At 67.8% G+C, this 24,143-nt stretch carries 20 protein-coding genes and 1 riboswitch; of the genes, 9 read left to right on the forward strand and 11 right to left on the reverse strand.

Annotated features, from left to right (window positions below):
* Positions 1–13 precede the first annotated feature (13 nt).
* From ACIA12_RS25645 to ACIA12_RS25655, 3 genes are all read left to right on the forward strand, one after another.
* Positions 14–1,432: an aminopeptidase P family protein gene (locus tag ACIA12_RS25645; protein WP_396369620.1), complete on the forward strand. Its 1,419-nt coding sequence runs from the start codon at positions 14–16 to the stop codon at positions 1,430–1,432.
* A 25-nt stretch (positions 1,433–1,457) separates the two neighbouring features.
* Positions 1,458–2,021 carry a hypothetical protein gene (locus ACIA12_RS25650; RefSeq protein ID WP_396369621.1) on the forward strand — a complete coding sequence of 188 codons (564 nt, stop codon included), beginning with the start codon at positions 1,458–1,460 and terminating at the stop codon, positions 2,019–2,021.
* A gap of 179 nt (positions 2,022–2,200) precedes the next feature.
* Entirely contained in the window at positions 2,201–2,437 is a 237-nt protein-coding gene (locus tag ACIA12_RS25655; protein ID WP_396369622.1) for a hypothetical protein, read from the forward strand.
* An 8-nt stretch (positions 2,438–2,445) separates the two neighbouring features.
* On the opposite strand, the gene ACIA12_RS25660 is transcribed toward ACIA12_RS25655, so the two are convergent.
* Positions 2,446–3,909 carry an alpha/beta fold hydrolase gene (locus ACIA12_RS25660; RefSeq protein ID WP_396369623.1) on the reverse strand — a complete coding sequence of 488 codons (1,464 nt, stop codon included), beginning with the start codon at positions 3,907–3,909 and terminating at the stop codon, positions 2,446–2,448.
* A gap of 129 nt (positions 3,910–4,038) precedes the next feature.
* Here ACIA12_RS25660 and ACIA12_RS25665 point away from each other — a divergent pair, with 129 nt between their 5' ends.
* Positions 4,039–4,371: a DUF3817 domain-containing protein gene (locus ACIA12_RS25665; protein ID WP_396369624.1), complete on the forward strand. Its 333-nt coding sequence runs from the start codon at positions 4,039–4,041 to the stop codon at positions 4,369–4,371.
* Positions 4,372–4,447: 76 nt separating this feature from the next.
* Positions 4,448–4,540: riboswitch (glycine riboswitch) on the forward strand.
* Between the two features lie 77 nt (positions 4,541–4,617).
* On the forward strand, positions 4,618–5,991 hold the full coding sequence (locus ACIA12_RS25670; RefSeq protein ID WP_396369625.1) for an L-serine ammonia-lyase: 1,374 nt from the start codon (positions 4,618–4,620) through the stop codon (positions 5,989–5,991).
* On the opposite strand, the gene ACIA12_RS25675 is transcribed toward ACIA12_RS25670, so the two are convergent.
* Positions 5,953–6,645: an alpha/beta fold hydrolase gene (locus ACIA12_RS25675; protein ID WP_396369626.1), complete on the reverse strand. Its 693-nt coding sequence runs from the start codon at positions 6,643–6,645 to the stop codon at positions 5,953–5,955. The two genes, ACIA12_RS25670 and ACIA12_RS25675, sit on opposite strands and share 39 nt — an antisense overlap.
* Before the next feature lie 214 nt (positions 6,646–6,859).
* Between ACIA12_RS25675 and ACIA12_RS25680 the strand changes: the two genes are divergently transcribed.
* A complete protein-coding gene (locus ACIA12_RS25680) occupies positions 6,860–7,411 on the forward strand; it encodes a hypothetical protein (RefSeq protein WP_396369627.1) in 552 nt (183 codons plus the stop codon).
* A 45-nt stretch (positions 7,412–7,456) separates the two neighbouring features.
* Here ACIA12_RS25680 and ACIA12_RS25685 read toward each other — a convergent pair whose 3' ends face one another.
* Positions 7,457–8,155, reverse strand: coding sequence for an SDR family NAD(P)-dependent oxidoreductase (locus ACIA12_RS25685; RefSeq protein ID WP_396369628.1), 699 nt, complete (start codon positions 8,153–8,155; stop codon positions 7,457–7,459).
* 103 nt (positions 8,156–8,258) lie between these two features.
* On the opposite strand from ACIA12_RS25685, the gene ACIA12_RS25690 reads away from it, so the two are divergent.
* Entirely contained in the window at positions 8,259–9,101 is an 843-nt protein-coding gene (locus ACIA12_RS25690; RefSeq protein ID WP_396369629.1) for a helix-turn-helix transcriptional regulator, read from the forward strand.
* A gap of 24 nt (positions 9,102–9,125) precedes the next feature.
* Here ACIA12_RS25690 and ACIA12_RS25695 read toward each other — a convergent pair whose 3' ends face one another.
* Together ACIA12_RS25695 and lysX are read right to left on the reverse strand one after the other, a co-directional pair.
* A complete protein-coding gene (locus ACIA12_RS25695; RefSeq protein WP_396369630.1) occupies positions 9,126–10,088 on the reverse strand; it encodes a hypothetical protein in 963 nt (320 codons plus the stop codon).
* Between the two features lie 119 nt (positions 10,089–10,207).
* Complete coding sequence (gene lysX, locus ACIA12_RS25700) at positions 10,208–13,561, reverse strand: bifunctional lysylphosphatidylglycerol synthetase/lysine--tRNA ligase LysX (RefSeq protein WP_396369631.1); 3,354 nt, start codon at positions 13,559–13,561, stop codon at positions 10,208–10,210.
* Between the two features lie 87 nt (positions 13,562–13,648).
* On the opposite strand from lysX, the gene ACIA12_RS25705 reads away from it, so the two are divergent.
* A complete protein-coding gene (locus ACIA12_RS25705; protein WP_396369632.1) occupies positions 13,649–14,386 on the forward strand; it encodes an alpha/beta fold hydrolase in 738 nt (245 codons plus the stop codon).
* On the opposite strand, the gene ACIA12_RS25710 is transcribed toward ACIA12_RS25705, so the two are convergent.
* The 6 genes from ACIA12_RS25710 to ACIA12_RS25735 all read right to left on the reverse strand — a co-directional run bounded on the left by ACIA12_RS25710 (position 14,383) and on the right by ACIA12_RS25735 (position 22,621).
* Entirely contained in the window at positions 14,383–15,612 is a 1,230-nt protein-coding gene (locus ACIA12_RS25710) for an ROK family protein (protein WP_396369633.1), read from the reverse strand. The two genes, ACIA12_RS25705 and ACIA12_RS25710, sit on opposite strands and share 4 nt — an antisense overlap.
* Before the next feature lie 204 nt (positions 15,613–15,816).
* Positions 15,817–18,738, reverse strand: a complete 2,922-nt coding sequence (locus tag ACIA12_RS25715) for a helix-turn-helix transcriptional regulator (protein WP_396369634.1) — start codon at positions 18,736–18,738, stop codon at positions 15,817–15,819.
* A gap of 91 nt (positions 18,739–18,829) precedes the next feature.
* Positions 18,830–19,042 carry a hypothetical protein gene (locus ACIA12_RS25720; protein ID WP_396369635.1) on the reverse strand — a complete coding sequence of 71 codons (213 nt, stop codon included), beginning with the start codon at positions 19,040–19,042 and terminating at the stop codon, positions 18,830–18,832.
* 205 nt (positions 19,043–19,247) lie between these two features.
* Entirely contained in the window at positions 19,248–19,454 is a 207-nt protein-coding gene (locus tag ACIA12_RS25725; protein ID WP_396369636.1) for a hypothetical protein, read from the reverse strand.
* A 22-nt stretch (positions 19,455–19,476) separates the two neighbouring features.
* A complete protein-coding gene (locus ACIA12_RS25730; protein WP_396369637.1) occupies positions 19,477–19,701 on the reverse strand; it encodes a hypothetical protein in 225 nt (74 codons plus the stop codon).
* A 34-nt stretch (positions 19,702–19,735) separates the two neighbouring features.
* Complete coding sequence (locus ACIA12_RS25735; protein WP_396369638.1) at positions 19,736–22,621, reverse strand: type 2 lanthipeptide synthetase LanM family protein; 2,886 nt, start codon at positions 22,619–22,621, stop codon at positions 19,736–19,738.
* 403 nt (positions 22,622–23,024) lie between these two features.
* Here ACIA12_RS25735 and ACIA12_RS25740 point away from each other — a divergent pair, with 403 nt between their 5' ends.
* Complete coding sequence (locus ACIA12_RS25740) at positions 23,025–24,104, forward strand: MsnO8 family LLM class oxidoreductase (protein ID WP_396369639.1); 1,080 nt, start codon at positions 23,025–23,027, stop codon at positions 24,102–24,104.
* Positions 24,105–24,143 lie beyond the last annotated feature (39 nt).

Genomic DNA, 24,143 nt, shown 5'->3' on the forward strand with positions numbered 1-24,143 from the left:
GGGGGAGCAGTAGATGAGTGAAGACCGGACCGAAGAGCAGCGGAAGTCCTACCGGCCGATCGACGCGGCCGGGTTCCGGGCGTCGATCGCACGGGACTGGGGGCCGGTCGACCGGTCGGTGGTGTTGCCGGCCGGGCTGGCGGAGGCGGCTGCTGAGCACCGGCGGAAGCTGAGTGCCGCGCTGCCGGGGCGCCGGATCGCGGTGGCCGCCGGGCGAGCGCCGGTACGGTCGAACGACACCGACTACCGGTTCCGGGCGGACAGCGACTTCGTCTGGTTGACCGGTTGCCAGGCCGAGGGCTCGGTCCTGGTGATCTCCGGTGATGGCGACGCGACGCTCTACCTGCGGGAGACGGCTGGGCCGGGTGAGGCGGACTTCTTCGCGAACGCCCGCGACGGGGAGCTGTGGATCGGGCCGGTACCAGGGCTGAAGGACTGGTCGGACGCCTTGCAGCTGCCGTGCCGGCCCATTGAGGAGCTGCCTGCGGCCGTGCGCGGCGCAGTACCGGCGATGCTGACGACGTACGGCGTGGAGCCGCTGCTGGACGCGTTCGTCGGGGGTGGCGGCACTGCCGAGCTGCGGCAGGTGCTCGGCGAGTTGCGGCGGATCAAGGACGACTGGGAGCTCGACCAGTTGCGCGAGGCCGTCGCTGCGAGTGTGCAGGCGTTCGGTGATGTGGCGAGCGAGCTGCCTGAGGCGGTTCGGGGTGGTGGCGAGCGGTGGCTGGAGGGCACGTTCGACCGACGAGCGCGTACTGCGGGCAACGGGCCGGGCTACGCGTCGATCGTTGCTGCTGGCAACCATGGGCCGGTGCTGCACTGGGTCCGCAACGACGGGGCGGTTCGCGAGGGCGACGTCATCCTGCTCGATGCCGGCGTGGAGACGCGGACGCTCTACACGGCCGATGTCACCCGGACTTTCCCGGTGACGGGCGAGTACACCCCCGCGCAGCGGCAGGTGCATGATCTGGTCCACAAGGCTCAGGTCGCCGCGCTGGCAGCGGTCCGCCCGGGTGCGCCGTACCGGGCCTTCCAGTACGAGGCGATGCGGGTGCTGATCGAGGGCCTGCAGGACTGGGGCGTTCTGGACGTCTCGCTCGACGAGGCGCTCGGGGCGGACGGGCAGCAGCACCGCCGGTACGTCGTCTGCGGCCTCGGCCACTACATCGGCCTCGACGTCCATGACTGCGACGCGGCCCGCCCGGAGACGTACTTCGCCGCAGACCTCGACGTCGGCATGGCGCTGGCCGTCGAGCCGGGCCTCTACTTCCACCCCAACGACGAGACCATCCCACCCGAGCTGCGCGGCATCGGCATCCGGATCGAGGACAACGTGGTCGTCCACTCCGACCGCCTCGAAATCCTCACCGAAGCCCTCCCCATCACCACCGACGGCCTGGAGACCTGGACCCGCAGCCATCTCCCAAAGTGACCTGGTCGGTGCGTACCGTCAGAGCATGAAGCTGATCGGCTGGGGCCTGATCGTCGTCCTCCTGGACTTCCGCTACGACAACTTCGATGTCGTCGTCGACCTGGCCGGCTGGCTGATGCTGTACTTCGGGCTGCGCCGCCACTGGCGACTCGACAACGCCTTCCGCCTGGCCGCCGGCTTCGCCTCCGTCGGCGCCATCGCCTCACTGCCCGAGCTGCTCCCGCTCCTGGGTGACCGACCCGTGTTCGGTGGCGAGCTCCGGCTGGCGGTGCTGATCGTCGTCGGCGGGATGGTCATCATCTTGACCTGCACCGGGTTGATGCGCGTGGCCGACAAGGCCGGCGACCTGTCGCTGGAGCGGCGGGCGCGCTGGTTGCGGGGTACAGAAGCTGTCTCGGTGGTGGTGAGTCTGCTCATCGGACCCCGGCAGATCGCCGTGTCCGGCGGCGATCGGATGGGCGATGTCGTCGGCTTGCTGAGCTTGTTGTCGGTCGGGCTGGCGTTCGTGGCGGTGGTCTGGTTCGTGCTGCTGGTGTTCTCGCAGAACGTGGTCGGATCGACAACTGGGAGTAGTCAAGCAATCACTTAAAATAATTCGGTCACGAGTAGTAACGCCGGGCCGTCCAGCACGATGTAACGAGCGGGGGAGGGTCAATCTCGGCCTGGTGCGCGGTAGTGGGGGGCCGCGGCTGCGCACCGGCCGAGCTGGCCCCGGCTGGGAACCCGGGGGGGATCCCAGGGACACCCGGGTACGGGGGGATTTTCGTGATGAACCTGCGAGTGCGGGTGGTGCACTGTGCGTGCGCCGGCGACCATCACTGGTACGCCGACATCGACGACATCGATGATCAGCAGCCTGACGATCCGTACTGGTTCGTCGATCGCTGCAGGTCCCAGGCGGAGGCGCTCGAGCGTGCTTGCGCTCGACTGCTCGAGCTGACCACCGAGGTGCTTCGCAGCGATTCGCTCACCCGCGTCCAGGAAGCACATCTGGTGTCCGTCTGACCCATCGTTCAGTTCTCCGGGGGTACCGCCGGACAGGCAGTGCCTCGCCGCGGAACGGTCAGTGAGATCAGGTAGCCGTCGATTGCTTGCCCGACGCAAGGACTCTTGGTGTAGCTGCCGTGTCCCCAACCTGCGTACGTCAGCAGCACCCCCTGCTTGCCGAACTGGCGCGCGACACTGGTCGCCCAGTTGTACCCGGTGGCCGGATCGTGCAGCGAGTTCGCCAGTAGGGCAGGGGTCTGCAAGCCGTGAATCTTCAGGTCCTGCTGGGGATTGACCGCCTTCGGCAGGCCGAGACAGTTGGTCACCGCAAGTAGGGTCGGCGGGATCTTCAGATCCGGGTTGTTCCGCGCAAGCCGCCGTACGTGCGCCGAGAACTCGCCATACGTGCGGACCGGCAGGCTGAGATCCCGGCAGAACGGTGCGAGCGTGTTCGGGGCCAGCCCGGTCGGTACCGGCTGTTCGCCCGTCGGAGGCGGGCTCGTCTCGAGTCGCTTCAGCAGGTCGGCCAGCCCGGACCACTGCGGGTCGTACAGCATCCGGAACACCCCGAACGTCAGGGTGAACGGCGTTGCCTTCACACTCGCCCGCCGTGGATCCGGCAACTCGCCGCGACCGGCCCTGGCGACCAGTTCCGCCCACAACGCATGGATGTCGCGCCCGTGCAGCGAGCAGGTGGTCGCCTCGGCGCACCAGTTCACGAACTCGGTGAACGAGTCCTGTGCCGTCGCCGTCTGGGCGTCGAGGAACTCACCGGTCGTCTGGTCGCCATGATCGAAGACACTCTCCAGCACCAGCGCGCGCAGCCGCTGCGGGTACCGCTCGGCGTACAGCTCACCGAGCAACGTCCCGTACGAGCTGCCGTGGAAGCTGATCTTCCTCTCGCCCAGCGCCGCGCGGATCGCATCGACATCGCGAACCGTCTGCAAGGTGTCGATGTGGTCGTAGACCGGACCGGTGTGCGCGCGGCAGTCCTGGTCCAGCTCCCGGTTGTACCGGATCGTCCGATCGAACTCGGCCCGGCTGCTGATCTGGGGCGAGGGCTGCTTGGCCAGCAATGCGGCCGAGCAGACGACCGGGTTGCTGCGGGCGATCCCGCGGGGGTCGAAGCTGACGATGTCGAACTTGTCCTCCAGGGTGTCGCTGAACCGGCTCATGCCGGTCCGGATCCGGTCGACGCCGGAGTCGCCGGGGCCGCCCGGTCCGAACACCAGGGTGCCGACTCGGGTCGACGGGTCTTTCGCAGTACGACGGGCGATGGCAAGGCCGAAGGTGGGTCCGTCCGGGTGGTTCCAGTCCACCGGGACCTGGAGGGTCGCGCATTCGGAGCCCGCGACGAGCTTGGGATCTTCTGTGGGCTTGACCTCGCAGTTCGTCCACTGCAAGGCCTTCGGTTGCACCGCGTTTGCCGGTAGCGCGGCCAGGCCGGCGAAGACGACGCCGGCGACCGCACCCCAAGTGATGAGCTTCATCCCCCGATCCTCGGCAAACGTCTTCCCATGCACATCGGGGACGGACCCGGCCCGAACCCCCGGCCGGCCTTGGGGGCACCCCCTACCAGCCTCCGGCTTTTTGGAGGGCTTGTTAGGGTCACTGGTCTGATGACTGAGACGACGACCGCTGTAGAGACTCCGGCCGGCTCCAAGCACGCGACGGTGTTCCGCGCCGTGGCGATCGCCGAGGCGATCTCCTGGACCGGCCTGCTGATCGGGATGCTGTTCAAGTACGTGCTGTCCGACAACGAGATCGGTGTGAAGATCTTCGGCCCGGTGCACGGCACGATCTTCATCGCCTACGTGATCACGGTGCTGGCGGTCCGCAAGCCGCTGCGCTGGAGCGTGCCGGTCACGCTGGCTGCGCTCGCGGCCAGCATCCCGCCGCTGTTCACCTGGTTCTTCGAGCTGTGGGCGCAGCGCACCAACCGGTTGTCCTGAGTTCACCCGCTGCCGGATTGACGCGCGCGGCCGGTCCGCCGTACCGTCGCGGCGAGTAGTGAAATCAGCAGCCGCATGAACCCGTGCGGGAGAGACCCGGGCCTGACCCGGGCGCCGTAGGAGCAACTCTCCCCAAGAATCTCTCAGGCACCTTCACCGCGCGGGCGAGGCACCTCTGGAAGGCACACTGCCTGACAGAGCGGGGAGGCATACCAATCGGTCAATGACGACCAGGAGGCCTCCAGCATGGCGATCAGCGTGTTCGACCTGTTCAGTATCGGGATCGGCCCGTCGAGCTCCCACACCGTGGGGCCGATGCGAGCCGCCCGCACCTTCGCGCTCGGCCTGGCGGCGGACGGGTTGCTCGACCGTACGACGGCCGTCGAGTCGCAGCTCTTCGGCTCCCTCGGCGCCACCGGCCACGGGCACGGCAGCAACAAGGCAGTCATCCTCGGGCTGGAGGGTGAGGACCCGGAGACGGTCGACACCCGCTCGGTGGAGAGCCGGGTCGCCGCGGTCCGGGCGGCCGGCCGGCTCCGGCTCGCCGGGCAGCGGGAGATCGTCTTCGACGAGAACAGCCAGCTGATCATGCACCGGCGCAAGGCCCTGCCGTACCACCCGAACGGGATGACCTTCCTGGCCCGGGCGGCGGACGGCTCCTGCTTGCGGGAACGGACGTACTACTCGGTCGGCGGCGGTTTCGTCGTCGACGAGAACGCCGCGGCCGGTGACCGGATCGTCGCGGACCGTACCCCGCTCAAGTACCCCTTCCTGTCCGGTAACGAGCTGCTCGTCCGCTGCCAGGAATCGGGGCTGCCGATCAGCGAGGTGATGCTCGCCAACGAGCTGGCCTGGCGGACCGAGCCCGAGATCCGCGAGGGCCTGCTGCACATCTGGCAGGTGATGCAGGACTGCGTCGAAGAGGGCTGCGAGACCGAGGGCACGCTGCCGGGCGGGCTGAAGGTGCCCCGCCGGGCTCACGCGCTGCACGCCAAGCTGAGCAGCGACAAGTACTCGGTGGATCCGCTGAAGGTGATGGACTGGGTCAACCTGTTCGCGCTCGCGGTGAACGAGCAGAACGCGTCCGGCGGCCGGATCGTCACCGCTCCGACGAATGGTGCTGCGGGCATCATTCCCGCCGTCCTGCACTACTACCGCCGATTCGTGCCGGGGGCAACGGAAGACGGGGTGGTCCGGTTCCTGCTCGCGGCCGCGGCGATCGGCGTTCTGTACAAGGAGAACGCGTCGATCTCCGGGGCCGAGGTCGGTTGTCAGGGCGAGGTCGGCTCGGCCTGCTCGATGGCGGCCGCAGGGCTGTGCGAAGTACTGGGTGGAACTCCTGAGCAGGTCGAGAACGCGGCCGAGATCGCGATGGAGCACAACCTCGGGCTGACCTGCGACCCGGTCGGCGGGCTGGTTCAGATCCCGTGTATCGAGCGCAACGCGATGGCGTCGATGAAGGCGATCAACGCGGCCCGGATGGCGATGCACGGCGACGGCGTGCACGTCGTCTCCCTCGACAAGGTGATCAAGACGATGCGCGAGACCGGCGCCGACATGAAGATCAAGTACAAGGAGACATCACGTGGCGGCCTGGCCGTGAACGTGATCGAGTGCTGACGGATCCTCCACGTGCGCGTTGTGCCCGAGCCCTTTGAGCGTGACGACCTGACCGGTTAGCGCGGTCAGCTCGGCGTCCGTGTTCATCGGGTCCAGCTCACCGCGGGCCAGTACGACCTCCGCCTGACAAGCCGCGATCAACTCACCCATCGCCGGCGCCCCGACCGCCCACGTCCCCGGATCCATCGCGAGCCGCCACCGCCCGTCGACCTCACGCAGCCCGTGGTCGACGGCATCACTCGCGGGGTCGACCAGCCCTTGCAGCCCGGACACCTTCAGGTACCGCGCAGCCGCCTCGTCACGACTGTCGAACCAGCCGACCGGCTTCTGCGCCAGCGCACCCGCCCGTCCGAGTTCATCGGCCGACCAGCTCACCTTCACCCCCAGCGCGACAACCCGATCAACCTGTACCCCGTACCGCCCACTGGCCAGCTCAAGCGCAACCACCCCACCCAGCGAATGCCCGACGACAACCAACCCACGCCGTACCGGCAATGTCGCGGCGACTCCGGCAGCCATCGACTCGAAGCTGTACCGCGACTGGCTCTCCGCCTTCCCATGCCCCGGCAGATCCGGCGCCACCCGCGGCTGCGCCCACCCATCCCAAACCCGACCAGTACCACCCAACCCATGCAGCAACACGAGAGAACCCATGTCAGACAGGCTGACAGACCCCCGCCTCCACCGCCTCGCAACGCGTGCCGCCGAAGTACCAGATGGTGCTTGGTTCGCGGTGGTGGAGAACGATTCGGCAAAGGGGTGTTTGAAACGGGTCTTTGAACGGTACTGTGCCGGTCTTGTGAGGATGTCCCGCCGGGTTGGTGTTGTGGTCGCCGTGTTGGTGGGCTGCTATGCCGTTTTGTTCTTGGTGAGTGTGTTGGGTGGGCCTCGGATCGGGGCGCCGTTGATTCCGTTGCCGGGTGGGGGTGGGCCGGAGGCTGTTGCGCCGGTTGCTGGGCCGCTGGTGGCGGGGCAGCCGGGGCAGGCGCTGCCGTCGGTGCCGTTGGGGCAGACGGTTTCGCCGGGTGCGGCTGAGCAGCCGTGTCAGCCGGGTCCGGACCATGCCTGTCGGGCGTCGAAGCCGTCGATGGCTGGTCCGACTGTTGTGCCGACAGTGGGATCGCCTACCGGTGGTTCACCGGAGGAGCCGGGGGCGACCGCCGGGCCGACTGATGTGGGGCCGACGGGTGGTACGCGTGAGCCGGTGGAGCCGACCCCAGGGGTCGCCGAGCGGTCTTTGCCTTCGATGCCTTCGGCAACCAAACTCCCGCCGCGGCCTCCGGTGACCAGCAAGCCGCCGGGAACGCCGGGACAGCCGCCTGTCACCCCGAGCGGTCCGCCGGCGCCGCCGAAGCCGAACCCGAAGCCGACGACTATCGCCGAAGCCCTGAAGGCTCTGCTGGAGACCTTGCGCCCCTGATCGAAGTCGCCAGGGGCGACGCCGGTGCCGCCAGGGCTGGTGCCGTCACCAGGGGACGAGGCCGGAGTTGCGTTGGTAGGTGGCCGTGGGGCCGGTTTTGTCGATGGTGGCCAGGCGGACGATGCTTGCGGCGCCTTCGGGGATGGACTGGTGGCCGCGGTGGCCGTTGAAGTCGGTGGCGGTGTAGCCGGGGTCCACGGCGTTGATGCGCATCTCCGGGTTCAGGTGGGCGTACTGGGCGGTGAGCATGTTGAGGGCGGCCTTCGAGGAGCTGTAGATCGGGGTGGGGATCCAGGCGGCCTCGCGGACCGTGGGGTCGGTGGCCATGCCGATCGAGCCCAGGCCGCTGCTGACGTTGACCACGACGGGGTTGTCGCTTGCCTTGAGCAACGGCAGGAAGGCGTTCAGGACCCGGAAGGCGCCGAAGACGTTGACCTCGTAGACGGTCCGGAAGTCGTCGGCGGTCAGCTGGTCGGCCGGCACGAACGGTCCGGGGATGCCGGCGTTGTTGACGAGGACGTCGAGGTGGCCGGCCTCTTCCTGCACCTGCTTGACGGCGTTCTGGACCGATTCGTCATCGGTCACGTCCAGCTGGACGAAGCGGCCGCCGAGTTCGTCGGCCGCCGCGCGTCCACGCTCGGGGTCGCGCGCACCGACGTACACCGTGTGGCCGAGGGCAATCAGTTGACGGGCTGTTTCGTAGCCGAGGCTCTTGTTGGCTCCGGTGATGAGTGTTGTGGTCATGTCTCCAATCTCGTCGCCGGGCGGTGTCGCAGGTAGTGCACGCCTTGTCCTGGGGATTGGCAGTACCCAGGCTGAAGCGGCTGTTGCGGGACATACTGGTCAGGTGGCTGAACTAGGCAAGACACTCCACGCCTGGCGGGATCGGGTGACTCCGGCGGAGGCGGGCCTGCCCGCGGGTGGACGGCGGCGAGCGCCGGGACTCCGGCGGGAGGAGTTGGCTCAGCTCGCCGGGTTGTCGGTCGACTACATCCTCCGACTCGAGCAGGGCCGGTCGTCCGCGCCGTCGGCCCAGGTACTGACCGCGTTGGCCCGGGCGCTGCGGTTGAGTGATTCCGAGCGGGACCACCTGTTCGTCCTGGCCGGTCAGACGCCGCCGCGGCCCGGTGCGATCTCGACGTACATCCCGCCCGGAGTGCAACGGCTGATCGGCCAGCTCGAAGGCGCGCCCATCTGCGTGTGCGCCGCCTCCTGGACGATGATCAGCTGGAACCCGCTCTGGTCGGCGCTGATCGGCGACCCGTCCGTACTACGAGGTCGCGAACGCAACATCATCTGGCGGCACTTCATGTTGCCCGGAACCGCGGGATTCGGCCGGGTGGCGCAAACCCCGGAGCAGACCGCCGCCTTCACCCGGGCCATGGTCACCGATCTCCGTGCCGCCACCGCCCGCTATCCCAACGATGCCGATCTCCGCGCCCTGATCCATGAACTCCGCACCGGCAGCCCCCGCTTCGCCGCCCTCTGGGACGACCACGTGGTCGGCTTCCACGAGTCCAACGTCAAGACGATCAACCACCCCGAACTCGGCGAGATGGCGCTCGACTGCGACGTCCTGACCGCCCCCGGCAGCGACCTTCGCCTGGTCATCTACACAGCCGCCCCCAACACCGAAGCCGCCGAGAAACTCCGCCTGCTGTCAGTCCTCGGCCTGCAGGCTCTCAGCTGAGGCCGAGGCTGACGTGGGAGACCTTCAGTACGGATCGACCTCGCTCGACGACGCGTTGCCCAGCACCGAGGCCTGCAGCTGGACCTCCCAGCCCTGGTTCTTGCCGAACGGCTGGTCGAACTTCTTGAAGGAGCAGTCCGAGCGGAACTGGCGCCGCTGCGGGTTCCAGTCCTTGCCGCTCTTGATGTACAGCTGGTAGCCGCCGCCGATCCGGCGGACCGTCGCGGTCTTCTTGGCCTGCACGTACATCATGATGTGCGGCTTGCTGGGCGCCTTGCCGGTGGTGACGATCGAGACCGCCACATCGGACGACGTCCCGTTCTTGACCCGCAGCGCGCCCGACCCGCCGTTGCCGGTACGCACGATGACATCACCGTTCGACGGGCGGTTGCCGGTCGGCTCGGGGCCGAGGTCCGGCAGCGTCCGGCCGACGATCAGCCCGATGGTCCGCAACTGGACCACCGCCGGGTTCAGCGTCGCCGTGAGTTGGCGCTGGAGTGCCTGCGAGACGTAGGCGAGGCCGCCGCAGCCGATGTCGCTGGTGTCGCCGTTGCGCATCGCGGTGGCCGCGTTCCTCAAGCGCAACTGAAGTACGCGGTTCGCCGGGACCGCGCGGGCCGGTGGCTTGACCGCGCCCAGCTTGAGTGACTCGGCGTTCAGTGCCTGGGTCAGGTTCTCCAGCGCGGTGTCCAGGCTGTCCTCGGTCTTGACCCGACCCAGCGCGCTGATCTCGCTGTCCAGCCGCTTGTCGAGCTCGAGCAGGACGCCTTGGTACTGCGCCTGCGTCAACGGCCCCGCGGGCTTCGGCGGCACTGTCGGCGTCGGTGCCGACGTGGGCGCCGAGGTCGGTGCGGTCGTCGGATCAGTCGACGACGTACTGGTCGTCGGTTCGACGCTGGACAACGTCTTGGCGTCGTCGGAATCGCCACAGCCCGCCATCAGCGCCAGCATCGCGATGCCGACCGAAATGGACAGAGTTCTGCGCATGAATACCCCCAGGTCCTCGATGTTCCCCTTGTCAGCAAACCCTAAGTGGCAAAGGGATCCCCCGCGACCCCAAGGCCAGAACCTGTCAGACGTATTGACGCTCTGACCGGTTCCGACGTTCAGATGCGCGGCGCCGGCCGGACGAAGGGGAAGGCGAGAGTGGCGCGGATGTTCTGGCCGGTCAGCATCATCATCACCCGGTCGACGCCGATGCCGAGCCCGCCGGTCGGGGGCATCGCGTACTCGAGGGCGCTGAGGAAGTCCTCGTCCAGCGACATCGCTTCGGGGTCGCCCGACGCGGCCTTGAGCGACTGCTCGGTGAGCCGCCGCCGTTGCTCGACGGGGTCGACCAGCTCGGAGTACGCCGTACCGATCTCCGCGCCGAAGGCGACCAGGTCCCAGCGCTCGGCCAGTCGCGGGTCGTTGCGATGGGTCCGGGTCAAGGGCGACGTCTCGAGCGGGAAGTCGGTGTAGAAGGTCGGCAGCGTCGTCGTGGGCTCGACCAGTTCGTCGTACAGCTCGAGCACGAGTTCGCCCGCGGTCAGGTCGAAGCCGGCATGCACACCGTGCTCCGCGCACAGTTCACGCAGACGATCGATCGAGGTACCGGAGTCGATCGGTACGCCGGTGGCGCGGCCGACCGCGTCGTGCACGGTGATCACCGGCCAGTCGCCCGAGATGTCGAGCTCGCCGCCGGGGCGCTTCACGATCGGCTTGCCGTGGACGGCCGTCGCGGCCTCGATCAGCAGTTCCCGGGTGAGCTCGCGCATCACGGTGTAGTCGGCGTACGGCTGGTACGCCTCGACCGAGGTGAACTCCGGGTTGTGCGTCGCGTCCGCGCCCTCGTTGCGGAAGTTGCGGTTCAGCTCGAAGACCTTGCCCATCCCGCCGACGCTGAGCCGCTTGAGGAACAGCTCCGGCGCGATCCGCAGGAACAGGTCGGTGTCGTAGGCGTTGATGTGGGTGACGAACGGCCGCGCGTTGGCGCCACCGTGCACCGCCTGCAGCATCGGCGTCTCGACCTCGATGAAGCCACGCGTCTCGAACCCGTTCCGCAACGCCCGGACCGCGGTACTGCGCTGCTGCATCATCTGCAGCGACTCGGGGTTCATCACCAGGTCGAGGTGCCGTTGCCGAACCCGCGCCTCCGGATCGGTGAAGCCCTTTCGCTTGTCCGGCAGCGGATGCAGGCACTTGGCCGCCATCACCCACTCGGTCGCCGCGACCGACAACTCGCCGCGGCGGCTGGTGACGACCTCGCCGGTGACGCTGACGTGGTCGCCGATGTCGACCAGGCGCCGCCAGTTCTCGATTGCCTCGTCACCGGTCGCGTCGGCCGACAGCATCACCTGCAGGCTGGACAGCCCGTCCTGCAGCAGGGCGAAGGAGAGCGCGCCGTGGTTGCGCATCCGCATCACCCGGCCGGTGACGGAGACCTCGTGGCCGGTGTGGTGATCGGGCGGCAGGTTCGGGTGGAGCGCGCGGATCCGTTCCAGGGTTTCCGTCCGCGGCACCGTGACCGGGTACGGATCGATGCCCTTGGCAATGAGTTCGGCGAGCTTGGCGCGCCGGATCTGCTCCTGCTCGGTGAGTCTGCGATCCGGCAGCACCGGCCGCAACAACTCATGCTCCTGCTCGCGTACGGCCGCCGCGAACTGTCCGCCGTCGGCAGCCATGATCGCGTGCCGCTCGGCGGTCTCCGCGCTGTCGACGCGGGTCCAGGGGCGAGGCGCCGGCAGGAAGCCTTCCGCAGTACCGGCGGCCAGCAGCACCTGGGCCAGCGAGGCGCCACGGGAGTAGCAGATCAGGCGGGGTGACCAGCGTGGCAAGTACTTCTCGTTGGACTGGTACAGGCTCTCCAACTGCCAGAACCTCGACGCGGCGGTCAGCAGTGCGTTGGTGAGCCGCAGCACCGGCCCGGCGCCGACGCGCTCGGCGTCGCTGAAGATCTCCCGGAACATCGCGAAGTTCAGCGAGATGTGGTGGACGCCGAGATCGCCGGACGCCTCGACGAGCGCGTTGACCATGAACTCCATCAGGCCGTTCACGGACTCGGGATCGCGCCGCATCAGGTCCAGCGACACCCCGCGCACACCCCATGGAGCGAACGAGAGCAGCCCCCGTACCGCGCCTTCGGAGTCGCGCGCGATGACCATCACGCACCGGGCGTCGGCGGGGTCGCCGAGCCGGCCGAGCGCCATCGAGAAACCCCGCTCGGTGTGCGCGCCACGCCACTTCTCGGCGAGCTTCACGTACTCCGAGAGCGCCTCGGGCGAGAGGTCTCCATGCCGAACCACCTCGGCGTGGTATCCGGCTCGCTGGGCCCGGGTGACAGCCTGCCGCACCGGGCGCATGGTCCGGCCCTCGAGGGTGAAGTCCGCGACGTCGATGATCGCCTCGTCGCCCATCGCGAGCGCGCGCAGACCAGCGTCGACGTACGCGTGCGCGGCCTCCTCACTGGCCGACAGCACGGCCGGGGACCAGCCGTAGTTCTGCGCCTCGGCCAGCCAGCGCTGGATCGCGCCGGGCCAGGCCGCTGGATCGCCGATCGGGTCGCCGCTGGCGAGGCTGACGCCGTTGACGACGCGGTAGGCGATCGCCGCCTGGTTGTCGGGCGCGAAGACGACGGCCTTGTCGCGGCGGGTGGCGAAGTAGCCGAGCGAGTCGCGTTCGCCGTACTCGAGCAGCAGCCGGCGGACCTGGAGCTCCTCGGGCTGGCTGAGGTAGCGGACCCGGCGTACCGACCGGAGGAAGATCCAGAAGGCGACCACCAGCGAGGCCGCGGAGATGGCACCGACGGTCAGACCGACCCAGCCATGGCCCTCGTGCCCCTCGCCCATCTTGCTGCGGCTCTGGCCGAGCGCGGCGATCACGGCCCAGCCGATCTTCTCCTTCTGGCCGGTGAGGGTCCGGGGGAAGGCCTGCGTCAGGGTGATGCTGACCGCGATCGAGATCATCAGGCCGGCGATCAGGGCGCCGACGGCGAGCCGGCGGGTGCCGGGTGCGAGGCGGGCCGGGAACGCGGCGCGGATCTTCCACAGCAGCAGCACCAGCGCGGCCACCACGACCACCTGGACGATGGCCAGTTCGAGGTCCTGCGGCTTGGCCTCGCCGAACTCGCTGATCAGGTCCTGGTCCCGCGGATTGGCCAGCCGGACGCCGGCCAGCCCCACCGCCGCGACCGCGGTGAGCAGCCACAGCGCCTCGAAGACCCACAGCACCCACAGCAGCGCGGCGCGCTTGCCACGCAGCAGCGCGCTGCCGACGACCGCGAGGTAGACGGCCGAGAAGAAGGTGTGTCCGGCCGGGATGCCGAAGAAGTCGAAGGCCTGGTCGACCCGCTTCACATAGGCCGGTGCGAACAGGTGCAGCGGAATCGCCAGGAACGACCAGATCGAGGCGAACACCACGACCCGCCCGACCCAGACGGCCGCGCGCTGTTGCCACTGCGGGAGGACCTGTTCCGATGACACCCGGCGATCATCCCATCCCACGGCTCTCACTTTGGTCTCGTCTGCAACTCTTTCGATTATGCCGAAGCCTGAGGCAGGCTTTCCCCGATGACCAGCAACTGGGTGGTAGTGCCGGGACTGGCCGAGGCTCCCGAGGAGTTCGGCGACGTCCTCGCGCTGCTGCCGGCCGGCGACGTGCGGGTGCTCGACCCGTGGTTGACGCCGATCACGGCACCAGTGTCCGAGCTGCGTCGGGGCGTGACGCTGCCGGTGGGGTTGCTCGGGCACTCGATCGGTGGGCTGGCGGTGCTGCGGTGGGCGCTCACTCATCCGGGGGAGGTCGAGCGACTGGTGCTGATCGACTCGAGCCTCACATCGGAGACCGGGTGGCGGTGGCTTTACCCAGGGACGGTGGGGGACCGCGTGGTGCGGGCGGTGTTGCGGGGGGTGGGGCGGTTCGGCGTACCGCAGCTGATTGGTACTGCGGCTCGGCGGGTGCTCATCCGGGTCGGGAGCATGCGGAACAACGACCTGCTGTCTAGGGCGACCGCTCGACGCCGGTACGGCGCTGCCGGCTCGTGGTTGCTGTTCTGGGACGAGCTGACCGGCAGCTGGGAGCTCGCGGCCGAGGTTGCCCGGCTACTGGAGTCTCCACCGGACGTACTGCCGCCCACTGTCGTTCTCGTGGCGACAGGCGGCAGCTCTCGCTTCACCGCCAACGGCTGGCTGGCCGGGCAGCGAGCATTGGCTGCCAGGCTGAACGCCACTGTCGAAGTACTGCCCGACTCGGCGCACCTGGTCCATCTGGACCGCCCTGACGCCATCGCCAAGGCTGTCCTGGGCTAGGCGGGTGTGGTGAGGGCGGGGGTCGGGAGCTTGCGCTGCCAGACCTCGTCGAGGGCCATCCGCATCGCACCGGTGACTACTGCGTCCTCGGCCAGGGCAGAGAGCTCCAGCTTGGGGTGGTTCAGGGTGAGCAGCCGGAGCTGGTCGGAGATGGCGTCCAGCAGCACTGCGCCGGCCCGGGCGACACCGCCACCGATGACTACAGCAGTGGGGTCCAGGACCAGTACTGCGGGCGCCAGCGCGCGGGCGAAGTCGCGGGCGACATGCTGGACGACTGCCTGGGCCACCGGGTCGCGCTCAGCCGCCGCGGCGAACACGTCTGCCGTGTCGAGCTGGTCGCGGCCGAGCTCGGCGAGGCGGGAGTCCGGGTTGGCGAGCGCGGCCTGACGACCCAGCTCGGCGATGGCCTCCGAGCCGACAGCGCGCTCCAGCGGGCCGCGACTGTCCTCGGGGTTGATCACGTCGTCCGGCGCGGTGGCGATGAAGCCGATCTCACCGGCCGCACCTGTACCGCGGTGGAGCCGGCCGTCGATCACGATGCCGGCACCGAGCCGCTCACCCCACTGGACAGCCAGGAGGGTGCCCGTCCCGCCGCGGGCCGCGGCGATGGCCAGGGCGGCCAGGTTGGCGTCGTTGTCGAGCATGACGGGGCAGTCGAGCAGGCTGCGGACGTGCTTGGTCAGGTCGATCGCGGACCAGCCCGGTACGGACGGGACCAGCTGGACCCGTCCGGTGTGCTCGTCCACGATGCCGGGGCTGGCGGCGACGGCTGCGGCGATGTCCTCGGCGGGGACCTCTGCCTCGGCGAGTGCCTCGGTGATCACCTCGCTGATGACGCCGAGCAGCTCCTGAGCCGTCCAGCCCGGGCCGGAGCGGCGTACCAGGGAGAGCTTGCGGCCGGCCAGGTCTGACACCCCGACCGTGACGCGGTGCGGGCCGACGTCGAGTCCGAGCACCGGCGCCGCGCGCCCGCGCAGGGAGACCCGGATGGCCGGGCGGCCCAGCGAGCGGTCGGCGGAGTCAGGCCCGTGCTGCTGCAGCCAGCCGGCGTCCAGCAGTTCGTCGACGGCCTGGGCCACCGTCGGCCTGGCCAGTCCGGTGCGCTCGACCAGTTCAGCGACTCGCAGCGGTGCCGGTGCCGAGCGGCGGACCGCGTCCAGCACCGCAGCGACGTTGATCCGCCGCAGCATCGTCGTACCGCCGCCGCCGACCGTTCCCTTGCTCATGTCCGACCCCTTGCCTGCCACTCGCCCATCCTATATATAAAGCGAGCGTTCATAAATTACCCGGCCAGTTGCGTGCGTGCCGCCGGAGCTCCAAGGCGGGCGGTCGCCCGGAATTTCCGTGAGTCGACAACTATCACCCGAACGGCGCCCCGGCGCCCAGCACACGCACAGGGCCCGGGATCAGTCCTGCAACGGACCCTGCCCTCAGTCTTGCAGCACAGTCCGGGCAAAGCTGCTCAACGCCTCCCGATCCGGCTGCTGAGTCTTCGTCATCAAGCTCGCGACATGCTTCTCCACAGTCCGAGGCGAAATATGCAACCGCGAAGCGATCGACTTGTTCCCGATCCGATCCACCAGCAGTTGCACAACCTCGAACTCCCGAGTCGTGATCCCCAGCTGCCGCAGATGAGCCGGCACCTGCTCAGACCCACTACGCCGCTGCGACACAGTAGCCCCCAACTGCCGCAACATACTCCGACAAGCACTAGCCACCGCCGGCACCTCAGCATTATGAAAATAATCCTCAGCCTGCCGAAGCCACACCACCGGCTCCCCCCACCCATCAGCCGCCGCCGGCTCCGCAATCAGCCGGAGTCCAAGATGCCGAGCCATCGGGTAGAGCTCCGAGGACTCCAAGGCCCGGGCAACCGCCTCATCTGCCTCGGCGGCTTTGCCGTCCCTTCCGAGCAGCACCGCGAGAGCCAGTTGTACGAACTGCCGATTCCACCGCATTTTGCTCCCGGCAGTGGCCGCGACAGCCTCGTAGTGCGGCCAGCCGTTCCTGCCTGCGAGTACGCCGAGCAACAAACCCAGCCCGTTCTTCCCGGCCATGTGGAACGTGGTCGGATTCTGTGCGTCATAGGCGAGCGCCTGAGCCATGTCGGTCTCTGCCAGGTCACGGTTCTCTTCGAGCAACGCGCAGAAGGTCCTGGCCAGTCCGTAGGACAGCGGGAGCTCGTGGGAGGCACGTTCACCCCAGCTCGTCAGTTGTGCAAGGGTCGCTTCCATTGCGGCCCGCTTGCCTTGATGACCTGCCAGGATCGCCATACTCACCAGCTCGTACGGCGCGCCGCGGCTGAGCTTGAGTCGTTGGGTCACCTCCAGACAGGCCTTGATCATCTCTTCGGCCCGGGCATATTCGGATCGAAGAATCGCTTGCAGCCCAAGCACTCCCTCGATCTCGTAGGCCATCGGCATCGCGCCGATCCGCAGTGCTTGGTGCCGAACTTGCTCCATCTCGGTGACATCGCCGTCGGCCAGACAGATGGAGCCGGCCACGAAGAGGTGGGAGGTTACCCGTTGGAGAGCCAGGTTGTTCTCGGTGGCGACTTGTCGGGCCCGCCGAAAATAGGTGATCGACTGATCCAGGTCGTGTTCCCGCGAGAGAATGCCGAGTAATTGCCAGGCGTCGATGGCGACCGAGGGGAGGTCGGCGCGCTCGGCGGCGGCAGCAGCGCGGGTGGCCAGCTCCACGGCCGACTTCAGGCGACCCGGGCTGCTTTTCGACAACTCGAGTAGGGCCGCGATCGAGTCCACAGGGGCTAGGTCGGCGTCGGCTGGGTCGTCTCCGAGCAGTGATCGTGCGACAGCGAGGTGACTGGAGGCAGAGGACCAGCGACCGGCGGTATGTTCGAGCCGGGCCAACTGCACATACAACGCGGCCACCTTGCGGGGTGCGAGTTGCCGGCTGTCCAGTTCGTCGATCACCTCGGAGTTGGCTGCCGGATGGTCGAACTGTCCGGTCTCGCCGGCGGCGAGTAGCAGGATCTCGAGGATCTCCGCGCGGTAGTCGATGTCAGGGTCGTTGGTGAGCAGCATGCGGGCACGGTTCAGTAGATGGACTGCAGACGCCATCGATCCGTCGTCGAAGGATCGTCGGCCAGCTTGGCCGAACAACCGTCCGGCCCGGGCAGTCTCTCCGCCGGTTTGGGCGAGTTCGGCGACCATCGTGCACCACTCGCCGGTCAGGGCGGGGTGAAGCTCCTCGATCGCGTTCGCGCAGCGCAAGGCCAAAGCGGACCGTTCGGCGGGTGTCAGCCCGGTCAGTAACGCCTCCGCCGTCAGCGGATGCCGGAACGCATACCAGTCGGGGACGGGCTCATCCGGACCGACCAGCTGGGCTGTCAGACCGGCTCGAAGTGTTGCCAGTAGCAACCTTTCGTCAACGTTGCCGGCACGCCGGACCACACTTAGTGGAAAGCGGTGCCCGATGACCGCGGCCAGCAGTAGAAGCTCCCGGGACTGCGCCGTGAGCTGATTGGTTCGGCTGTTGATACTGCGTACTACCGCTGCCGGAACGCCGGTCCTGAGGTCCTCGACGACCTGAACCGATCCATCGGCGCTTGCCAGCAACTGTCCTGTCCGGTCAGCTTCCTGCAGTAGTTCCTCAACGATGAAAGGGATTCCGGCGCTGTCCGCCCACAGTCGCTCGGCCAGTTGATCCGGTACCCCGGTTGTGCCGACCTCAAGGCAGCCGGCCGCGAGTTCGCGTACCTGCCGACGGTTGAGCGGCTGCAACTCGATAAGCCGGGCGGTACTGCGCTGGTTGGCTATTCGCGCCAGATCGAGGGCGGATCCTTGTTCGGGACGCAAGGTTGCGACCAGGGCGACTGGCTGGTCCTCGAGGTTGTCGAGCAGATATTCGATCACCGCGAGCGTCTCGGGATCTGAGCCGTGCAGATCCTCCAGCACGACCAGCGCACCCCGATCACGGGCGATCAGCCCGAGTAGCCGCAGAATCGCCTCACCGAGCAGGACCGCTGAGGTGCCGGTCTCGCGTGAGCTGCCGTCGTGCCAGTCGGGGATCAACCGGCCCAATATCTGACGATAGGGGCCGAGAGCCCCCGGATCAGGCATCTCACCACGCCTGATCAAGGACAGAAACGCCTCGCTGAAAGGACGGAAGGCGACCATGGTGCCCATGGCGCCCACCCGCCCACGCAGGGTTGCCATTCCGTGACCGAGCGCATTGGAAGTGGCGACGGCGCCGAGCCGGCTCTTTCCGATGCCAGGTTCGCCAACTAGGAAGATTGCTCCCCCACGCCCGTCACGGGCTTGACTGAGTAGCTCGTCGAGATGCTCGATCTCCTCGTCTCTGCCGACCACTCGGGGCGCATGGGTCTGCATGCCTGCAAACTCTATCCATGCTCTGGGGGTTAGCGCACTGAGTCCGGCCGGTCGCCGCTGTGGTGTGCTACAAGCAAACGCTTGATAGCGCTCATCGAGCGCTGACTGAGACTGTCGTCGTCACGTTGGTCTGGTCGATCAGTGCGTTGGCTCCGAGCGCGAGCACGCTCGCAGCGCCGACCAGAGCAAGCGCTCTGGACCCGATCCGGCTCCGCTTGGGTAGCGAGATGGGGCCTATCGGATCGGCTTGCTCGTCGGTGAGTTGAATGTGCGGATCTGTGGGCGGATTCTGTTGTGCGGTCATCAGGTTTTCTCCTGTCGGCGGTGATCGATCAGCGCAGGATCGTGTCGGTGCCCCGGTGTTGAGATCGTCGGCCGGGAAGCCGCCTGGCTCTGCATGCAAACTCTATCCATGCTCTGGGGCTGAGGCAGTTGGTTCGGCCGGTCGCCGCTGATTGGGACACCAAGCAAGCGCTTGGTGCAGTCGCTTCGGCGGCGACCGGCTGGAGTCACCTACTAACGGTGGGCGGCGTTGAGGTTCCAGGATCGACGATCGCGTTGATGCCGAGTGCGAGCACGCTGGCGGCCCCGATCAACGCGAGAGCTCTGGAACCGATCCAGCCGACCCCGGGCATCGTGATCGGGCCGATCGGATCGGCTTGATCGTCGGTGAGCTGGCAGTGCTGATCTTCGGGCAAGTTCTGCTGGGTGGTCATGATGGGTCCTCTGGATGTGCCGTCAGTTGATCTTGTTGCTGACTGAGCTGGTCGAGATGGTGATGCAGTCGGCGACGGCCATGATGGCCGTCGCGAGCACGGAGGCCGACCCGACGAGGGCGAGTGCCCTGGAGCCGGCGCGGCTTCGCTTGGGTAGCTCGATGTCACCGACTGAATCGGTGTCGTACGGCTCAGACGTGGTGCGCTGCTGACGGAACGGATTGTTCTGCGAGTTCTGGGCGGTCATGCTGTTCCCCTGTCGATGGTGTTCTGATCGGTGCTCAGTGCTGTGATGGGCGCTGGTCACCGGTGTTCGGTTCTAGCAGCAGCACGGACGGAATGCGGCTCCCGAAGCCCAGACGAAGAAGTCCGTAGCCGACGCCAGCCAAGCCGGTCAGCAGACCTGGCGACGTCACCCCTCTCGGAGTGCCGCATTGCGGTCCGTACTGCTGTACTGCTGCGAGCACCAGCCCGGCCCGGCGACGCCGGACCGCCTCTATAGCTGGGGCACCGCCTTCAGCGAGCCAAAGGATTGGCTCTACCGCGCCGAGCTCGCCATGACACAAACTCATGTCGGAGAGCACCGGACGTTCTGTAGCGGACTGGAGGTATGCCTCGAGGTCCGCGGGTACACCGGCGCTGAGCCGGGCAAGGGTGGCGCCGGCGTCTCCGGAGCACCAGCCAGGATTGGGTGCGGCGCCTTGTCGATCCAGGTCTGCCGCGACGATGGCCGCGGCGTGGTAACGGTCGCCTGGTGTGCCGTACCGGCCGAGGGACCATGCAAGACCCTGGTAGCCGTGTGTGAATCCAGGGTCGGGGTTGGGGTTTTCTCGGCGTGCACCGAATTCAATTGCTGCCAGCAACTCGTCGGCATAGCGGCTCGCCAGGTTCGCTGCGAGAACGTGGTCCTGGATCGCCTGCATGGCGGTGAGCCCGCCCGCCGCACCGACGGAGTAGCTACAGAACTCGGCAGGGTCGGTTTCGAGATTCCCAGCGATCTCCAATGACATCGTGAGCCAGCTGCCAAGCTCTGCATCGCCCAATAGCGATTCGAGCCGGCTGAGTCCATAGCTGATGCCGCCCAAGCCATGCATGCCCGGCCCGACGAGCTGCGCGGTTTCCGGGGAATGGGCAAGAGTTTCGAGTAGCTGCGGAAGCGGACGGATCGCATCTCTGGCGAGTTCCGAATACTTGCCGGCGCCGGTCAACGTTCCGACCTGGGCGAGGAAGAGGGCCACGCCGGTGTAGCCGTTCGACAGGCCCGCGCCCATCGGCATAACCAGCCAGTGATGGTCGTCGAGCAGTTCGAGACCCAGCCAGTTCGCACGGCCGTCACGGCCGTTCTCGGCGCGAGCCATGATCTCGTCCGCGATGTCCGTGGCCGCGGCCAGTAGTTGATCGGGATCTGCTTCCGCAGTACCCATGTCGGACCGGCTGGTGCGGCAGGCATGAACGATAGGCTCGGGACGGGTGGCGAGGGTGGCCGAGATGAGCCATTGCTGGCGGTGCTGGTCCACCTCGCTCAGGCCGGCGATCTTGGCTTCGACGGCGGCCAGGCCCTCCCGCGCCAGGAACTGGGGGATCCGCGTGCCGTCGGATGCCCAGACATCCAGACTGTCCGGGCGCGCTGTGAACAACGGGATGTCGCCTGCCCAGAGGTCGGACAGCTCAGTCGGCACCAGACGGCGGACGGACGGATCGGCATCCCAGAGCAGATCGAGCAACTCGCTGCGGCCAGCCGCGTCCCGCATGGCCGTGGGGTGGGTCGACTCTTCGAGCAGCGAGGCGTATGTCTGCGTCGCTCGGGCAACGTATCGAACCTCGTCGTTGCTACAGGCGGCGATCAGTCCGGTCGGCCCGAGCAACTCACTGCGGTGCCAGGCGATCGCCTCATACGCGGCCTGAAATCCTGCCAGCAGGGCGATCTCGTGATCGCGAGGCTCGAGGACGCTCCCATCGAGCCGCGGACGGTTCTGACTCTCGCCGGTTCGAACGGGACGGCGCACCATGCGCATGGTGTCCAGGCCCGCGTGGATCCACTCAACCGCATTGATCGGGGATATCTCGCCGCTATCGCCGCCGAGGCCCGAGATGTCGACGATGCCGTTTTCGCCGGACGATAGCATAGGGAGCAGTGCCGTTCGGTAGACCGAACTCTGTAGCGCTGCGTGAGCGGGGTCCTGCCCAGGCAGGCCGGCCAGGTGCTGGCTGGGATGGAACAACGTTTCTACGTCTACCAGGACCGGTTGGTCGCCGTGGGCGATCAGATTTTCGTGGTGCATGTCTGTGCCGTCCAGCACATACAGGAGGGCGAGCAGGCCACCTTGGCGGTGGTAGAAGCGGCGGACTTCCGTGAGGTCCTGGCAGGGGATGTGGTCGATGTACTCGAGCCAACCGTAGCCGGGTCGGCGTAGTACGTGGACTGTTTGCAGGTCCAGTCCGGTTTTGTCGTTGAGCCAGTGGACCAGGTCGTTGAAGTGGGCGTGAAGGTCCAGAGGCCTTGGTTTGTAGATGAGTTTTTGGCCGTTGGTGAAGGTGAGGGTGGCTGTGGAGCGGCCGCCTCGGTGGGGGTCGCCGCCGGGGGTGATGTGGAGGAGGGGGCCGGGGTCGGTGCCGGAGAGGAGGGTGGTGGTCAGTTGCTCGCGGTCCTCGGCGAGGCGGGACAGTAGTTCGAGGTGGCCCTCGATGGACTGTCGGCACGCCTCGCCCAGGACCCGGGCCAGCACCGGGTATGCGGCCAGGAAGTCCGCCAGCTCGCTCCCTCCGACGAGCCGGTGGGTGAAGTCGAGAAAACGTTCAGCCGGGGTTTCGCCGGCCAGTTCGCCGCGGCTGCGGGCCCGGGCGAGTTCCAGCACCAGTGTTCGGGATGCCAGCCGTAGCAGGCGCATGCCCAGCCGTTGAAGGAACTCTTCGGCCAGCGGGCCGTCCTGTCCCGCCGCGGCGAGGTCCTGCCGGGCGGTGGCCAGCAATGGTTCCAGGCACCGGATCAGCGCTTGCTGCCAGTCGCCTGTCACCGGTGCCGGAGTGACGGACAAGGCTGTACTGCGTTCGACGTATTCCGCCCAGGCGGGCATCGAGAGGCCCTGCTCGTGCGGGCCCATCCCGGCAGACCACCAGGCTGTCGACTGGTCGGTCCGGGAGGTCCCGGCGGTTGCGGAGTTGAGCACGCGCTCAGAGTGCCATCGGGACCTGGGCCTTGCCATGGGTACGGATCCCCCATATTCCGTATGGGGGCGGTAACAAGTTGGTGACGGGGAATCGAAGAGGTGCTGTACCGCGGGACGTCGACTGGGGGTAGCCATCCCGCGGTCCAGCATCGCCTGTGCCGGACGGCCTCTGGTGGAAGGTCGTTCGGCACAGGAATCGGTGGATCTTGTCAGGCGTTCGGCCACTGGTGGGTGCCGAATTCCCGACGCCATGAACGATGCCGGATGGCCGGCGCGGCCAGGAAGGGCTGTCAGTACCCAATTTCGCGGGCTTTTCCCGGGCCTCGACCGTGGGTGGGAGCCGGCGGAAACATGGGGGCCGAGCCCCCATGCGCAATGTCTTCGGGGCTGCGACGGTGAGCGGGTGTACAGCCCCGCGACTCCCGGCCTCCCGGTATCCGCCCACTCGGTGCTCGATGTGGTGCCGCAGCTGCCTGGCCAGTCTGCCGCGGCGGCGCTTCGCGAGACCGTGGAGGTGGCTCAGACCGCCGATGACCTTGGTTACCGAAGGTTCTGGGTTGCAGAGCAGCATGGCGTCCGGGGGGCCGGTGGCGCAAGTCCTGCCGTGTTGGCGGCAGTACTGGCCGCCAGGACTGACCGGATCCGGTTGGGCTCTGGCAGTGTGCTGCTCACCAACCACCAGCCGCTGGTAGTCGCGGAACAGTTCGCGGTGCTGGCTGCCGCGTACCCGGGCCGGATCGACCTGGGTGTGGGCCGGGCGCCGGTTGTTCCGCCCAGTACCGCTACTGCGCTTGGTCTGAGCGAGAAGGGATGGGACACCTTCCCCCAGAAGCTGGATGAGCTCTGCCGGTTCCTGAGGGACGGGCTGCCTGGACGTGCGCCGGTTGGGGACGTGCGGCTTGCCTTGGCTGGGCTGCCGCCGCCTGTCTTCGTGATGACGGATAACCCGGCCAGCGCGCAGGTGGCCGCAGTACGGGGGTTGCCGCTCTTTCTGGGGCACCACACTGCGCCGGCGGGGACGCTGGCGTCGGTTGCGGCGTACCGGGACAGCTTCGAGCCCACAGGGCCGACGGGGAAGTCGTACGTCGGGGTGACCGTGGCAGTGGTTGCCGCTGACACCGATGAGGACGCTGTCGTCCGGCTGTCGGAGTACGTACGGGTGAAGTCGCGCCTGCGGACTGCAGCCAACAGGGCGACCCCGGCGGAGCTCATGGAGTTGCTGGAGCCGCCGATCACCGGCCGCGAGCGGACCAAGGCCGAGCGGCTGCTCGACGAGCCCGGGTACGTCGTGGGGACCCGTGCCGGGGTTGCAGCCGGCCTGGCGTCGGTTGCCGCCAGTACCGGCGCCGACGAGCTCATGCTGGTGCCGCTGGCCTTCGACAGCCTCGTCCGGTCAGCCATCCTCCGTACTGTCGCCGCAGGCCTGACCCGGGCCATCCGCAGCATCCCCCGGCACACCCCACACTTCGTCGCGACTGCCTGAGCACACCGGCCTAAAGTGGGCGATGTCCACTACTGAAAG

The sequence above is a fragment of the Kribbella sp. NPDC051620 genome, assembly GCF_044453825.1.
Taxonomy (GTDB): Bacteria; Actinomycetota; Actinomycetes; order Propionibacteriales; family Kribbellaceae; genus Kribbella.

Bases quoted from the DNA above. Each gene is read 5' to 3' on its own strand.
- ACIA12_RS25645 (WP_396369620.1), top strand. From the start codon at position 14: ATGAGTGAAGACCGGACCGAAGAGCAGCGGAAGTCCTACCGGCCGATC.
- ACIA12_RS25650 (WP_396369621.1), top strand. From the start codon at position 1,458: ATGAAGCTGATCGGCTGGGGCCTGATCGTCGTCCTCCTGGACTTCCGC.
- ACIA12_RS25655 (WP_396369622.1), top strand. From the start codon at position 2,201: ATGAACCTGCGAGTGCGGGTGGTGCACTGTGCGTGCGCCGGCGACCAT.
- ACIA12_RS25660 (WP_396369623.1), bottom strand. From the start codon at position 3,909: ATGAAGCTCATCACTTGGGGTGCGGTCGCCGGCGTCGTCTTCGCCGGC.
- ACIA12_RS25665 (WP_396369624.1), top strand. From the start codon at position 4,039: ATGACTGAGACGACGACCGCTGTAGAGACTCCGGCCGGCTCCAAGCAC.
- ACIA12_RS25670 (WP_396369625.1), top strand. From the start codon at position 4,618: ATGGCGATCAGCGTGTTCGACCTGTTCAGTATCGGGATCGGCCCGTCG.
- ACIA12_RS25675 (WP_396369626.1), bottom strand. From the start codon at position 6,645: ATGGGTTCTCTCGTGTTGCTGCATGGGTTGGGTGGTACTGGTCGGGTT.
- ACIA12_RS25685 (WP_396369628.1), bottom strand. From the start codon at position 8,155: ATGACCACAACACTCATCACCGGAGCCAACAAGAGCCTCGGCTACGAA.
- ACIA12_RS25695 (WP_396369630.1), bottom strand. From the start codon at position 10,088: ATGCGCAGAACTCTGTCCATTTCGGTCGGCATCGCGATGCTGGCGCTG.
- ACIA12_RS25705 (WP_396369632.1), top strand. From the start codon at position 13,649: ATGACCAGCAACTGGGTGGTAGTGCCGGGACTGGCCGAGGCTCCCGAG.
- ACIA12_RS25710 (WP_396369633.1), bottom strand. From the start codon at position 15,612: ATGAGCAAGGGAACGGTCGGCGGCGGCGGTACGACGATGCTGCGGCGG.
- ACIA12_RS25715 (WP_396369634.1), bottom strand. From the start codon at position 18,738: ATGCAGACCCATGCGCCCCGAGTGGTCGGCAGAGACGAGGAGATCGAG.
- ACIA12_RS25720 (WP_396369635.1), bottom strand. From the start codon at position 19,042: ATGACCGCACAACAGAATCCGCCCACAGATCCGCACATTCAACTCACC.
- ACIA12_RS25725 (WP_396369636.1), bottom strand. From the start codon at position 19,454: ATGACCACCCAGCAGAACTTGCCCGAAGATCAGCACTGCCAGCTCACC.
- ACIA12_RS25730 (WP_396369637.1), bottom strand. From the start codon at position 19,701: ATGACCGCCCAGAACTCGCAGAACAATCCGTTCCGTCAGCAGCGCACC.